The following is a 13,842-nucleotide window of genomic DNA, read 5'->3' on the forward strand; positions in this document are numbered from 1 at the left end:
TTTGAAGTATTTAAGTGGTTTAATTTTAGCAATAGTTGTAGTGAGTTGTAATTCTAAAAATATCGACATTCAAGGCCATCGCGGTTGCCGCGGATTAATGCCAGAAAACACCTTACCGGCATTTAAAAAAGCCATAGAATTAGGCGTAAATACTTTAGAACTTGATGTAGCAGTAAGTCACGATGGCGTTGTTGTTGTGTCTCACGAACCATTTTTAAGCCGAGTTATTTGTTTAGATATTGAAGGAAACCCAATTCCGGAGGAAGATGATATGAAGTATAACTTATATCAAATGACTTTTGATAGTATTAAACAATTTGATTGCGGACTAAAAACGCATCCACGATTTCCAGAGCAAGAAAAATTGAAAGCCTATAAACCATCGTTAGATGAGGTTTTTAAAATGGCAAAACAATTAAATCCTGAAATTAAATTTAATATTGAAATAAAAGCAAAACCAAATTTTGATGAAGTTTTTACGCCAAAACCAAAAGAATTTGTCGCCTCAGTTTTAAAAGTGATTGAAGCTAATAACGCTTTCGCGGAAACTAACTTGCAAAGTTTCGATTTACGAGTTTTAGAAGAAATTAAAAAGCAATCGCCAAAAATGCGGGTTGCCATTTTAATTGATGAAGATGAAAACATTACAACAAAACTTAATAGTTTAAGTTACAAACCCGAAATTATTAGTCCGTATTACAAGCTTTTAAATACTAATAATGTTGAAGCCTTTAAACGTGAAAGCTACAAAGTAATTCCGTGGACGGTTAATAGTTTTGAAAGCATGGAAACCATGATTAATTACAAAGTAGATGGTATAATTACAGATTACCCGAACTTACTATTAAATATGTTAAACTAATTAATAAAAAGTGCTTCTAATTGATTTCCTAAATCGTAAACAGGAACGTTAGACAAATTAGTAACAATAGAAATAACAACCTCTTCTTCTGGGTAAATTAAAAGTAAGGTTGATGCGCCTACACCACCACCAGAATGTCCAAATCTGGGGGTTTTGTTTTTAGATAAACCTACCGAAAAACCTACGCCGTAATGTGTGTTTTTTCCAGAATCTAAAATTTGAGGTGTTAACAATTCATTTAAAACAGTTTCAGAAATTAATGTTGGATGAATTATTTCGTTTCCAAATTTAATTAAATCTTCAGATGTTGAAATAAAACCACCTCCAGCAGCTTTAAATTCATTGCAAACAGGGCTCCCAAATTCAATTTTACCATTTTCATTTTTTCTGTAAAATAGCGTTCTGTTCGGTATATCAGTATTACAATAGTCTAAGCTTGTGTTTAGCATTTTTAGCGGACTAAAAATTACGTTTTTCGTATAAGTATCAAAAGGTGTTTTTGCTACCGTTTGCGTAACTTCGCTAAGCAAGTTCCAGCCATATGTACTGTATTTGTAGTTGCTTTGTGGCTTAAAAAGTAAGGTGTCGTTTTTAAAAATATCTATGCCTTGAGTAATAGTTAATGGTTCGTTTAACAAAAACTCATCATTTTTATAATGCCTAATTCCTGCCGTATGCCCACCAACTTGTCTTATAGTAAAATCGTATTTCTTTTTTGGGTAAGTAGGTAAATAGGCGTAAATGCTAGAATCTAAATCTATAAGTTTAGCATCAATTAATGTGGCCATACAAACAGCCGAAATAGGTTTTGAAATACTAGCAATTCTAAATTGAGTTTCGTCTGGTTTTACCTTAATTTTTTTAGCAATATTGGCATAACCAAAACCTTCCGACCAAATTATGTCACCATGTTTTGCTACGGTAATGGCCATTCCAGGAATACGCTCATTAATTAAAAAGTTGGTAGCAAAATCTTTTGGTGTTTCGGGGTTTGCTTTTATGGTGGCAACCGAACTTTTACACGAACTGCCCCAAACCAATGTATAAAGCAGGGCTAGTATAGCTATTTTTTTCATTAAACTTATTTTAAGAGCTTAGTCGTATAACAAATAATTTTCTCTAATTTTTTTAAAGGTTTTTAAATTAGCTTGCCACGAGTTTTTAATTTCGGCTTCGCTTAAACCAGCTTCAATTTGTTGTTTTAAAGTTTCTGTTCCTGCTAGTTTTACAAAAAAGTTATTAAAAAATTTAGTTTTATCTGTGGTGTTATTGTAAGCCTCAATTAACCAGTTTAAGTTTAATGCCGTTAAGTTTTTTGTTGAGGTTAAATCGCTTCCGTAGCATACTTCATTTTTATGTTTAGGATATTTTGCACCTTCATTTGGCTGAGGTGTAAATTGAAACGTAAAGACTTCAGTATTTAAAAATGGGCTTCCAAATATTTGAAATTGCGTTTCTGTGCCACGTCCGGCGCTAACATTAGTACCTTCAAAAAAACATAAGCTAGGATAAAGGTTAATAGCTTTATCGTTTGGTAAATTAGGGCTTGGTTTTATAGGTAAGCTATATGTTTTTTTATGATTGTAATGCTTCATGTTAATAATGGTTAACTCACATTCAATATTGTTTTTTAACCATTTTTCACCATTAATCATTTGTGCATATTCGCCAATAGTCATGCCATGAACAACCGGAATAGGATGCATACCAACAAAACTTTGGTGTTTTGTTTCTAAAACAGGGCCATCAATATAATGCCCATTTGGGTTAGGTCTATCAAAAATTATAACAGGAATATTAGCTTCGGCGCAAGCTTCCATAACATAGTGCAGTGTAGAAATATAAGTGTAAAAACGGGCGCCAACATCTTGTATATCAAAAATAACAACATCTAAATCGTTTAATTGTTCTTGTTTTGGCTTTTTGTTGCTGCCATAAAGTGATACAATAGGTAATCCGGTTTTAGTATCAACACCATCTTTTACAACCTCGCCAGCATCAGCTTTTCCACGAAAACCATGTTCTGGCGCAAAAACCTTTTTTACATTTAATTTTAACGAAACTAGAGAATCTACCAAATGAATATATTTAGTTCCATTTTTAAAAATTACAGAAGTTTGGTTGGCTACAATACCAACGCGTTTATTTTGCAATAATGGTAAATACAGCTCGGTTTGGTTGGCTCCAATAACAATATTGGTGTCAGTTACAACTTGTTTTAAAGGTGTTACATCGGCCGAAACGCTATCCTGTTTTACTTTAGATCCGCAGGAAATTAACATCACAAACCCGAGAACAATAGAGAATAAAACAGTATTTTTGAAAACTTTAAAAGGCATCATATATATTTTGAATTACGAGTTTTTTATAGCAAAACGCTTAATTGGTAGTAAAGCGTATAAAAGTAGTATTTCGGCGCCAATAATAAAAATTGGTATAGCTGCAATAGCTATAGGTATTGTGGTTATGATGATTGCCATAGCTACAGGTATTGGCCTTCAACAAAAAATTAGAGATAAAGTCGTGGCCTTTAACGGGCATATAACTATAAGTAATTACGATAGTAATAACTCGCAAGAAAGTGTATTTCCAATTTCAAAAAATCAAGAATTTTATCCAGAGTTTAAATCTGTAGACGGTATAGCCCATGTGCAGGGTGTTGCCACTAAATTTGGCGTAATTAGAACCGAAACAGATTTTGAAGGTGTAGTTTATAAAGGCGTAGGAGAAGACTACAATTGGCAATATTTTAAAGAATTTTTAATAGATGGCGTATTACCAAACTTGCAAAAAAAATGGAGTGAGGAAGTTTTAATCTCGGAGTATTTAGCCAATAGACTAGGTTTTAAAGTAGGAAGCGAGTTTCAAATGGTGTTTGCAAAAAACGACCCAGAAAAGTTACCAAACTATGTAAAATGTAAAGTTGTAGGCGTTTACAATTCGGGGTTTCAAGATTTAGACAAGCAATTTTTAATCGGGAATTTACGTCATATACAAAGACTAAATAAATGGGAAACCGACCAAATTGGCAACTTCGAAGTCTTTATAAACGATTTTTCAAAAATCGATAGAAAAGGCATAGAAGTTTACCAAAACACACCATCAACCTTAAATACAGAAACTGTAACAAACAAATTCGCATCCATTTTCGAGTGGATAAGCATTTTCGATAAAAACATTTATGGCATAATAGGAATCATGATTTTAGTTGCCGGTATAAACATGATAACCGCACTACTCGTTTTAATTCTAGAACGCACACAAATGATAGGCGTTTTAAAAGCCTTAGGTAGTAACAACTGGAGCATACGTAAGCTGTTTCTATACAACGCATCCTATTTAATTTTACTCGGTTTATTTTGGGGTAATTTAATCGGTTTGGCGGTATTATTATCTCAAAAATACTTTAAAATTTTTCCTCTAGACCCAAGTGTTTATTACGTTTCCGAAGCTCCAGTTTTTATAAGTGTAGGTTACATACTGGCATTAAATGTTGGCACCTTAATATTATGTTTAATTATGCTTTTAGTGCCATCTTATTTAATTACAAAAATATCTCCAGTAAAAGCCATACGGTTTACATAAATAATTTGGGCATTACCCTAAAGGGTCGGGCTTTCGGTAGTCGCTACCTCCTGCGTCGGTGAGCTCCAACAATACCTCAATCCCTAATGCGAATAGTTAAACCTTATAGTATAGGCTTAGCAATAAATTAAACTTATATTGATATTGTAAATAATATTGAAGAAGCTTTATAAAAACAAGCAAGTAATTGTAAATTTGAATATCAAAAAAAGAAAGAATTATGAAGCTTGTACTATCACCCGCCAAATCTTTAGATTTTGAAAGCGAATTACCAATACAAAACTTTACAGAAGCACAGTTTTTAAAACAATCAGAACGTTTAAATAAAGAGTTAAAAAAGAAATCTGCCAAAAAATTATCAGACCTAATGAATATTTCCGATGCATTAGGGCAATTAAATTACGAACGAAATCAAGCCTGGGAATTACCTTTTACAGCAGAAAATGCAAGACCTGCAGCATATGCATTTAATGGCGATGTTTATAAAGGCTTAAACGCTTATACCATACCAGCAGATAAATTAGATACTTTTAAAAATACCGTTCGCATTTTATCTGGCCTTTACGGTATATTAAAACCAACCGATTTAATACAACCTTACCGCCTAGAAATGGGAACTAAAATGCCAGTTGGTACTAAAAAGAATTTATACGAATTCTGGAAAAAAGATATTACCAACGCCTTAAACAACGAGTTAGAAGATGGCGAATTATTTTTAAACCTAGCCAGTAACGAATACTTTAAAGCTATAGATAAAAAAGCACTAAAAACGCCAATTGTTACAGCAAATTTTAAAGATTTTAAAAACGGACAATACAAAGTAATTTCGTTTTACGCCAAAGAAGCACGCGGATTAATGGCGAGATATATTGTGGATAGTAACGCTAAAACTGTTGAAGATTTAAAAGGCTTTAATTACGAAGGTTACGGATTTAGCGAAGAAATGTCAAAAGAAAACGATTTGGTTTTTATCAGGTAGTTTATTTTCGTAATATTACGAAAAACACAGTATGTATTATTACCTTATTTTACTACTTCAAGGCTATTGCATATACCATATGTATAAAAATAGAATTCCCTATTATTGGATTTTTCTAATTTTATTTTTGCCTGTGGTTGGTTGTATTATATATTTAATAACCCAAGTTTACAATAAGCGTGATGCAGAAAAAATTACTTCTGAAATAACAACCATAATTAACCCTACAAAAAAAATTAAAGATTTAGAAAATAAACTAGAATTTTCTGAAACTTACCAAAATAGAATAGATCTTGCCGATGCTTTTTTAGAAACTAAAGATTATAGCAATGCCATAAAGCATTACAAGGAAACTTTAAAAGATAAATCGCAAAACAACTTTTATTCAATAACCCAATTAATAAAAGCATACGCTGGTATTCAAGATTTTGAAAACGTAATTTTTTATGCAGAAAAAATAAAAGACCACAGTGAGTTTAAAAAATCTAGATCGCAGTATTACTATGGTATGGCGCTAAAGCAATTAAATAAAACTGAAGAAGCAGAATTTAATTTAAAAGCTATAGATATTAGGTATTCGTTTTACGAAGAACGATTAGCTCTGGCTAAATTTTTATTAGAAATAAAAAAAGAAACCGAAGCTAAAGACGTATTAAATGAAATATTTAATGAATCAAAACATATGACTAAGACTAACAAACGTTTATACAGGTCAACTATATCAGAAGTTCAAAAATTATTAAAAGAATTAAATTAATTATTTAGGCATAGCTTTTCCCGTTACGCTTATTTTTTTCTCTACAGAAGGCTTCTTTTTTATTCTAGGTCGTCTTGAACCAAAAGTACCTCGGTTAATTTTACCACGTTTTGTTTTTTTATCTCCTTTTCCCATTTTATTGCTATATTTTTGTTTATTATAAACTACAAAAAATAACAACGCAAGTCAAGTTTATTCGTGTTTAAACACAAGCATCCATACGAGCCATTTATATTACCCGATACCGAAAAACTTATTGTAGGTACATTACCGCCACCACGATTTTCTACAGGAGCACTTTTAGAAAAAGATGTCGATTTTTGCTACGGAAGTTATTACAATTCCCTTTGGCTGTTTATCGATAAAATTCATAATCTAAATTTGAGATATGATAATTCTAACGAAGCCGTACAACAGCGTAAGAACTTTTTAATACAACATAAAATAGGTGTTTGCGATATCGTTGCTAGTTGCGAACGCGAAAAAATTGATGCTTCCGACTTGGGAATGACAAATATTAAACTGCGCGATGTTGTTGGCTATTTAAAACAATTCCCAAATGTAAACACACTGCTATTTACTGGCGGAAATAGTAAAAATGGCCCTGAATATTTCTTCAGAAAGCATTTAAAAACCTATGGTTTAAAATTGAATTTAGTAACTAATGAAGTACCACGAATACACGAATTTAACCTGCCTGTCATTCCGAGCGCAGTCAAGGAATCTTATAAAAAAGCCCGTAAAATAAAAACCGTTTCGTTAACATCTAGTTCTGGAGCTGCTAATATTTCAATAAGCAGAATACCTTTGTACCGTCAATTAAAAGCCAACAACCCCAATTTTAATACTTTCGATTTTCGAGTGCTTCAGTATCGTGAGTTTTTTTGAGCAAAGCTTATTTATCAGCTTTTATCCGGTTAAGTTAAGTATAATTCTTTCGACTGCGCTCAAGAAGACAAGCAAATAATCTATTAAACTTTTAGTTACCCTATTTTTAGTTTTATCTCGAACTCTAATTTATTTAGGTTCACGCAAAATCTTTTCCATTTTTCGACCTTTGGCCAATTCGTCAACAAGTTTATCGAGGTATCGGGTTTGTTTGGTTAACTCAGTTTCAATTTCCTCAATTCTATAGCCGCAAATTACACCTTTAATTAAATGTGCCTTTGGGTTAATTGTAGCGCTTTCAAAAAAGGTTTTAAAGGTTACTTTTTCCGCAATTAATTCTTGCAGCTTTGTTTCATTAAAACCTGTAAGCCATTCAATTACTTGGTGTAACTCTTCAACCGTTCTCCCCTTTTTTTCAACTTTAGTCACATAATGCGGATAAACCGAAGAAAATGTCATGCTCGCAATACGTGCATCGTGTTCTGGTGTTGTTGCCATAATTTATTTATTTGATGTGTTTTCAATATCACTAATATGGTGTTCTAATGCTTTAACAGATATTTGAATTTCAACAACCAATAAGGCTAGCGAAATTATTAATAGTAATAAAGCCATACCAAACACCCAAACCGCCACATGTTGCTGCTGTACATAAATTAAAAACATGGTTAGTACACATAACAACAAACTACTAATACCAAATATTTGCATGTAACGCGTTAAATACAATCGGGTTTTAATATTTTTAATTTGAGCCATTAACACCGAATCTTTTTCTTTTTTATACTTATCGTGCAAACTCCTAATTACCGATGCATAAGCCAAAAACCTATTGGTATAAGCCAGCATAATTAACGAAATTGCCGAAAACAATAAGGCCGGTGTAGTAAGTGTTAATTGTTCCATAATTATTTTTTTCGCTGTTTATAGCTATCGTGTAATCCCATTCCGTTTAAAATTAATGCTGTGCATTTTTCTATTCTAGATAGTCGTGTTTTTACTTGTTTGGGTTGCGAAAAATACAAAATATAACCACGTTGTCTACCTGGAGTTAAATTATTAAAAGCCAATTTAAAAACGGGATCATCTTCAAATTTCACCCCTAACTCTTCTGGTATTTGTTCTGTATTTTTCTTAAATTCTACTTTTAAACCAGCCTTTTCAACCTCAATAGCCTCAAATATGTAGGTTTTAATATCAGCTTCAATCAACTTAATATCATTTACATTGGTAAACTTAAATAGCCTTACAGCTTGAGAGTTTTGTCCTGGCTTTTCTAAAAGTTGTTTTTCATCCGCTAATAATGCTCCTTTAAAAAAACCAATCGAACAGAAATTTTTAAAAGCACTAATATTTAAAACATTCTTGTTGTTGTAAGTATAACAAGGCACACCCCATTTACAGGTTTCGGTTAAACCGCATTGCAAAACTATTTTTTGTAGTAGTTGAAGCTCTTGTTTCCAAGTATGCACTTTACAATCGGGTGTTGCAGCAAGGGCACACCTACCACAACCTTCAATAAAATAATTTTCAACCGTTGTATTCATTTAGTGTAATAATGTAGCTTTCAATTTAAAAAAAATGTTTCAGTTTTACGTTTCAGGATCTAAAAATAACAATTCGGTTACTTGCTTTTTTAAAAACCGTACTTCATTAAGACATTTGTACTGTAATTAAATAAACACGTTATTTATTACATTTAAAAAAACATTTACAAAAGTATTACACCATGACAAAATCTGTAAAAAATATATTAATAACCTTTATTATAGGTTGCGTTGTTTTTGTAATTGGCACTATGCTATCGGGCGGTTTCAATTTCGCTACGGTAAATGAGGTTATTGTTCATTTTACTTTTTACCAATTATACGCTTTTGTTTTAGGATATTCTAACATGTATTTTTTTCAGTTTTTAAATAGCCGAAACTGGAAAAAAACAGACACTATTAAACGCATTATTATTGGTGTATTTGGCGCAACAATTTTAACCTTAATTGGCCTATTTATTTTAAGAGCCTTAACCGCTCTATTTATGTACCACCAAACTTTTAACGAGTTTATTACAAACGAGAAATTTGAGTATTATACGTTTGGTTTATGGATTACATTAACAATTATCGCTGTTTTTCATGTTATTTACTTTTACAACAAATACCAGCAAAACCGCATAAAAGAACAAAAAGTAATTGCCGGAACTGCCAGTGCGAAGTTTGATGCTTTAAAAAACCAATTAGATCCGCATTTTTTGTTTAATAGTTTAAATGTGCTCACCAGTTTAATTGAAGAAAACCCCGAAAGTGCACAAAAATTCACGACCTCTTTATCTAAAGTATACCGCTATGTTTTAGAGCAGAAAAACAAAGAATTAGTATCGGTAGATGAAGAGTTGCAATTTGCAAAAACCTATATGTCGCTGTTAAAAATGCGGTTTGAAGACAGCATTGTATTTAACATGCCAGAACAAGCTAGCAACCCAGAAAGTAAAGTAGTACCATTATCGTTGCAATTGTTACTAGAAAATGCCGTAAAACACAATATGGTAACTAATAGTAAACCATTACACATTAATATTTACGAACAAGAAGACAGCTTAATAGTAGAGAACAACTTGCAACCTAAACAAATAGTTAAAAAAAGTAGCGGCGTGGGTTTAAGTAACATAAAAGAACGTTACCAATTATTAACACATAAAAAAGTATTCATTAATCAAGAAGCAAACCGTTTTGCAGTAGCAATACCTATGCTTACAAAACAATTATCAGTTATGAAAACAATTAACACGAAATCGAATTTTGGCGATAGTTACGTGCGTGCACGCGACTACGTAAAGGAACTTAAAGGCTTTTATTACAGCTTAATATGCTATTTGGTAATTATTCCTTTTTTAATTTACATTAATTACAACACGTATTGGGGTGTAAAATGGTTTTGGTTTCCTATGTTTGGTTGGGGCGTTGGTTTAGTTTTACAAGGCTTTAAAGTTTTTGTTAATAATGGCGCTTTTGGTCGAAACTGGGAAAAACGTAAAATTGAACAATTTATTCGTGAGGAAGAAGATAAAAAACGTTGGAATTAAAAACTTAAAAATTATGGAAAATAGAGATATACAACCTTACAACGACGACTTTAAAAACAAAGCTTTTTTAAAAGAAGAAGCCTACCTTCGCGCTAAAGAAAAAGTAAAAAAAATAGTAGGTTTTTATTGGCATTTGGCCGTTTTTATAGTAGTAAATGCTTTTATAATAATTACCATTGTTGTAAATGGTGGTAGTTTGTGGCACTTTGGTACCTGGGCGACACCCTTATTTTGGGGTATTGGTTTACTCTTCCATTTTTTAGGTGTTTTTGGTGTTACTTTCCTGTTTGGAAAAGACTGGGAAGAACGTAAAATTCGCGAGTTTATGGAAAAAGACAAAACCAATTGGGAATAACAAATTATTACAATAACTAAGCAACCAAAATTATGAATGTAATTATTATTGAAGATGAAAAACCTTCGGCACGTCGTTTACAACGTATGCTGGAAAAACTAAATATTAAAACTCAAATACTTTTACACTCTGTTGAAGAATCTTTAGACTGGTTTAGTAATAATACGCATCCAGATTTAATTTTTCTAGATATACAATTAAGTGATGGCTTATCGTTCGAGATTTTTGAAGCAATTGATATTAAATCGCCTGTTATTTTTACAACAGCATACGATGAATATGCGTTACAAGCGTTTAAACTTAATAGTATAGATTATTTACTTAAACCTATTGATGAAGATGATTTGGCTACGGCTGTAAAAAAATATCAAGAACGCCAACCACAACAACAAGCCGTTACTTTAGATTTTAACGACATTAAAAAACTATTGGTTAACCCAATAGATCGCGAGTATAAAAAGCGCTTTTCGGTAAAAGTGGGACAGCATTTAAAACTTATTTCAATTGATGATATTGAATGTTTTTTTAGCGAAAACAAAGGCACTTATTTACATACCACCGAAGGCAGAAACTATTTAATTGACACCACATTAGAACTTTTAGAAAACGAGTTAGAACCACAAATCTTTTTTAGAATTAATCGTAAGTTTTATGTAAATATTAATGCCATAAAAGATATGGTTAGCTATACCAATTCGCGTTTGCAAATAAAACTTAAAACATACAACGAACAAGAGGTTATTGTGGCTCGTGAACGTGTAAAAGATTTTAAAGCGTGGTTGGAGTAGTTATTTAATTCCTGATTTAATGTGTAAAAACGGTTTTAAATTGCTCGCAGATTATAATCATATTTGGTGATGGTTGCTCGCCTTTAACTGCCATTTCTCTGGCATAATACGCCCAATGCACATCTTGCCAATATTTTAACGATTTATCGCCTTCGCCCTCAATTTTAGCATAGTTTGCAGTTATTTTATTAAATGGTACTTGTTCTACCTTTATGGTTTTAATTATAGCCTTGGCCTCACCACCCCAAGTGGTTATTATGTTTAAATCGTTAACTTTTGGCAATGCATAATTATTAGTTTTAAACCACCAAAGCGATGTTGATGTGGCTTGTTTTACACCTTTTACAACCAGGTTAGCACAATCGTTAGCATCGCTTTGGTTATCACAGAAATACCAAGCTTCGGGGCGATTATAATTTTTATATTCTGGATTTGCTTTTATAAAGTTATTCCATAATGTTTGTACCGATGCGTTATTAAACGTTTTCATGTGTACAAAATACTATATTTTACACAAAGTTTGCGTTAAGGATTGCAGTGGAAAGCCCACAGGGAGGCACGACCGAGGACTTGTAACGAAAAGCCTGACCCCGATACTTCGGGGTAACGCCCAAATAATTAAACTTTAATTTTATAGGATGAGCCCCTGAAATAAATTCAGGGTGACCATAGATGCTTTAAAAATTAAAGTTTACGCTTTCGCGGAAGTAAAAAACAATAAACTATTTAAAAATCGAACTTATAGGTTGCTCCTGCTAAAAGCTGAATGCCTTGAACCGGGAAATTCTGCCATTTTTGGTAGCTATTATTTGCTAAGTTATTTCCTTTGGCGTACACAGAAAATTTATCGTTTATGTGATATCCAACATGTGCATTCGCATCAAAAAAGCTATCTAAAGTTACGGTTTGTATAGTTGGCGTACTTTCCATAGCTATTAAATCTTTACGCTCGCCTACATAAAATAAATTCGCTCCAGCAAACCAATTTTGGTTTATTTGGTAATCGAAAAACAACGATCCTTTTATGTCTGGTAAGTTCCAGACTTCGGTCTGTGTTTTGGCATCGTAGCCAAAATATTCGGCTTTTAAACCTAATTTAAAGTTACGACTAACATCGACATTAATTTCACCCGCTACACCAAAAGTATCGACGTTATCGTAAACAATACCAAACGAATTTCCATACTCATAAGCTTGGGTTGCAGTTGTATTTTTAATGGTATTAGTAATAAATAGAGCTTTGTTTTTATCGGCATTGTAATGCCCGCTAATGCTGTAACTCATATTGCTAGACAATTTACCTTTTAAGCCTATAAAGGCATTAAATAAATTATCGGTTGGCGCTATATTTAAAGTTGGCGATACAAATGGGTTTTCGCTAGCAAAACCATAATACGAATTTTGGTTTAAATCGCCTTGAACACCACCATACACTATTAAAACATCGTTTACTAAGCGATACGTGGCCGTTACGTTTGGATACAAATAGAATTTATTATCGCCTGTTTCGATATCGTTTAAATAATACGTAGAAACACCTAAGTTCAAGGTTAAATCGTCGCGTTTAAGCTGATATGTTGGCGAAAGCCCAACGAAGAAATTACCATAATTTACCTCATCGGTTGTAAAATAATTTCTATCGAAAGTTCCTCCTAAATAATCGAAGGTTAAACCTGTTGAAATTTCGATATCGTTTATTGGAATATCGACCTTAGTATTTACAACAAACCTATTTTCGCCCGAGCCTTGGTTATCGCCAAAACGACGAAATTTAAAATCGGCCGATTTTACATAAGTGTCTTCAAAAGTAATATCGCCACCAAAATGAGCATTATAAAACATATGGTCGACGGCAGGATTATTGGCTTGAACGGTTAAAACTTGCGATTCTGGCACACCATACCAATTGTAAACTTGGTGCTGAAAACCTCCTTCTACATTCCACGCGTAATCGCGCATACGGCTGCTATAGTTTACATTAATTTTTGAGTTTGAAAAATGATCGTCGAACTCGACACCTTCTATTCCACCTTGCGATGAATGATGACTTACATAACCACCAACACTTTCGTTACGATTTAGCGCATGATTTAAATACACTTCGCCCAAAAGTGTGGTGTAGGTTCCCACGCCAAAAGTGGCATAGTTATCGAAAATTTTAGCCGGTTCGCGCTTTTCTACTACTGCGGCTTTACCTTTTGCAGGTGTAAATGTTGAAGCTACAGGAAAGGAGAAAATATTATATTTTACATCCTTTTTAGTTTCGGTGGTTTCGTCGTCGAGTTTTGGAGTTTCACGAACCTTAAACACATCGGAAATAGTTGGTGAATATGGTTTTACAACATCGATTACTCCGGTATTTATAGTATCGTTTTCTCTACTTTGAGCAAACGATAGCGTTGTAATTAAAACGACAATTACTGCTGAAATATGTTTTATTTGCTTTCGCATGAATTCTATTTTTTATTTTTTTAATCCGCAAAGGCGGACATTTTTTTGATTTTATTTTGACTGATGTTTTTTACTCTAGCTACCAAACCTTGTGTAACATA

General features: G+C 32.7%; 16 protein-coding genes. 8 read left to right on the top strand and 8 right to left on the bottom strand.

The window, feature by feature from the left end:
* Window position 1 precedes the first annotated feature (1 nt).
* The gene (locus LG651_RS11465) at window positions 2-862 is read left to right on the top strand and encodes a glycerophosphodiester phosphodiesterase family protein (protein WP_226696267.1); all 861 of its coding nucleotides are present in this window, start codon (window positions 2-4) and stop codon (window positions 860-862) included.
* Here the strand turns inward: LG651_RS11465 and LG651_RS11470 are convergent.
* Together LG651_RS11470 and LG651_RS11475 are read right to left on the bottom strand one after the other, a co-directional pair.
* Entirely contained in the window at window positions 859-1,938 is a 1,080-nt protein-coding gene (locus tag LG651_RS11470) for a serine hydrolase domain-containing protein (protein WP_226696268.1), read from the bottom strand. The two genes, LG651_RS11465 and LG651_RS11470, sit on opposite strands and share 4 nt — an antisense overlap.
* Before the next feature lie 18 nt (window positions 1,939-1,956).
* Window positions 1,957-3,201, bottom strand: a complete 1,245-nt coding sequence (locus LG651_RS11475) for an exo-beta-N-acetylmuramidase NamZ family protein (protein WP_226696269.1) — start codon at window positions 3,199-3,201, stop codon at window positions 1,957-1,959.
* A gap of 10 nt (window positions 3,202-3,211) precedes the next feature.
* Here LG651_RS11475 and LG651_RS11480 point away from each other — a divergent pair, with 10 nt between their 5' ends.
* From LG651_RS11480 to LG651_RS11490, 3 genes are all read left to right on the top strand, one after another.
* Window positions 3,212-4,447 (top strand): ABC transporter permease, encoded by a 1,236-nt coding sequence (locus LG651_RS11480; protein ID WP_226696359.1) that lies wholly within the window; start codon window positions 3,212-3,214, stop codon window positions 4,445-4,447.
* 220 nt (window positions 4,448-4,667) lie between these two features.
* Window positions 4,668-5,426, top strand: a complete 759-nt coding sequence (yaaA, locus tag LG651_RS11485) for a peroxide stress protein YaaA (RefSeq protein ID WP_226696270.1) — start codon at window positions 4,668-4,670, stop codon at window positions 5,424-5,426.
* A 31-nt stretch (window positions 5,427-5,457) separates the two neighbouring features.
* Window positions 5,458-6,183, top strand: a complete 726-nt coding sequence (locus LG651_RS11490; protein WP_226696271.1) for a hypothetical protein — start codon at window positions 5,458-5,460, stop codon at window positions 6,181-6,183.
* Here LG651_RS11490 and LG651_RS11495 read toward each other — a convergent pair whose 3' ends face one another.
* Window positions 6,184-6,318: a 30S ribosomal protein THX gene (locus tag LG651_RS11495; RefSeq protein WP_226696272.1), complete on the bottom strand. Its 135-nt coding sequence runs from the start codon at window positions 6,316-6,318 to the stop codon at window positions 6,184-6,186. It abuts the gene before it with no gap.
* A 63-nt stretch (window positions 6,319-6,381) separates the two neighbouring features.
* Between LG651_RS11495 and LG651_RS11500 the strand changes: the two genes are divergently transcribed.
* Window positions 6,382-7,071 (top strand): uracil-DNA glycosylase family protein, encoded by a 690-nt coding sequence (locus tag LG651_RS11500; protein ID WP_226696273.1) that lies wholly within the window; start codon window positions 6,382-6,384, stop codon window positions 7,069-7,071.
* Between the two features lie 129 nt (window positions 7,072-7,200).
* On the opposite strand, the gene LG651_RS11505 is transcribed toward LG651_RS11500, so the two are convergent.
* Genes LG651_RS11505 through LG651_RS11515 form a run of 3 tightly spaced genes read right to left on the bottom strand, consistent with a single transcriptional unit; the run spans window position 7,201 to window position 8,618 of the window.
* Complete coding sequence (locus LG651_RS11505; protein ID WP_226696274.1) at window positions 7,201-7,569, bottom strand: DUF2200 domain-containing protein; 369 nt, start codon at window positions 7,567-7,569, stop codon at window positions 7,201-7,203.
* A gap of 3 nt (window positions 7,570-7,572) precedes the next feature.
* Entirely contained in the window at window positions 7,573-7,977 is a 405-nt protein-coding gene (locus LG651_RS11510) for a DUF2721 domain-containing protein (protein WP_226696275.1), read from the bottom strand.
* 2 nt (window positions 7,978-7,979) lie between these two features.
* Window positions 7,980-8,618, bottom strand: coding sequence for a YdeI/OmpD-associated family protein (locus LG651_RS11515; RefSeq protein WP_226696276.1), 639 nt, complete (start codon window positions 8,616-8,618; stop codon window positions 7,980-7,982).
* 182 nt (window positions 8,619-8,800) lie between these two features.
* On the opposite strand from LG651_RS11515, the gene LG651_RS11520 reads away from it, so the two are divergent.
* From LG651_RS11520 to LG651_RS11530, 3 genes are read left to right on the top strand one after another with little or no spacing between them, the layout of a single operon-like run.
* Complete coding sequence (locus LG651_RS11520) at window positions 8,801-10,147, top strand: histidine kinase (protein ID WP_226696277.1); 1,347 nt, start codon at window positions 8,801-8,803, stop codon at window positions 10,145-10,147.
* Between the two features lie 13 nt (window positions 10,148-10,160).
* Entirely contained in the window at window positions 10,161-10,502 is a 342-nt protein-coding gene (locus tag LG651_RS11525) for a 2TM domain-containing protein (RefSeq protein WP_226696278.1), read from the top strand.
* 32 nt (window positions 10,503-10,534) lie between these two features.
* On the top strand, window positions 10,535-11,290 hold the full coding sequence (locus tag LG651_RS11530; RefSeq protein WP_226696279.1) for a LytR/AlgR family response regulator transcription factor: 756 nt from the start codon (window positions 10,535-10,537) through the stop codon (window positions 11,288-11,290).
* A gap of 16 nt (window positions 11,291-11,306) precedes the next feature.
* Here LG651_RS11530 and LG651_RS11535 read toward each other — a convergent pair whose 3' ends face one another.
* Together LG651_RS11535 and LG651_RS11540 are read right to left on the bottom strand one after the other, a co-directional pair.
* Window positions 11,307-11,780, bottom strand: coding sequence for an ASCH domain-containing protein (locus LG651_RS11535; protein ID WP_226696280.1), 474 nt, complete (start codon window positions 11,778-11,780; stop codon window positions 11,307-11,309).
* A gap of 236 nt (window positions 11,781-12,016) precedes the next feature.
* Window positions 12,017-13,741 (bottom strand): porin family protein, encoded by a 1,725-nt coding sequence (locus tag LG651_RS11540; RefSeq protein WP_226696281.1) that lies wholly within the window; start codon window positions 13,739-13,741, stop codon window positions 12,017-12,019.
* Window positions 13,742-13,842: the final 101 nt, after the last annotated feature.

It is taken from the genome of Neotamlana sargassicola (assembly GCF_020523965.1).
GTDB classification, from domain to species: Bacteria; Bacteroidota; Bacteroidia; order Flavobacteriales; family Flavobacteriaceae; genus Neotamlana; species Neotamlana sargassicola.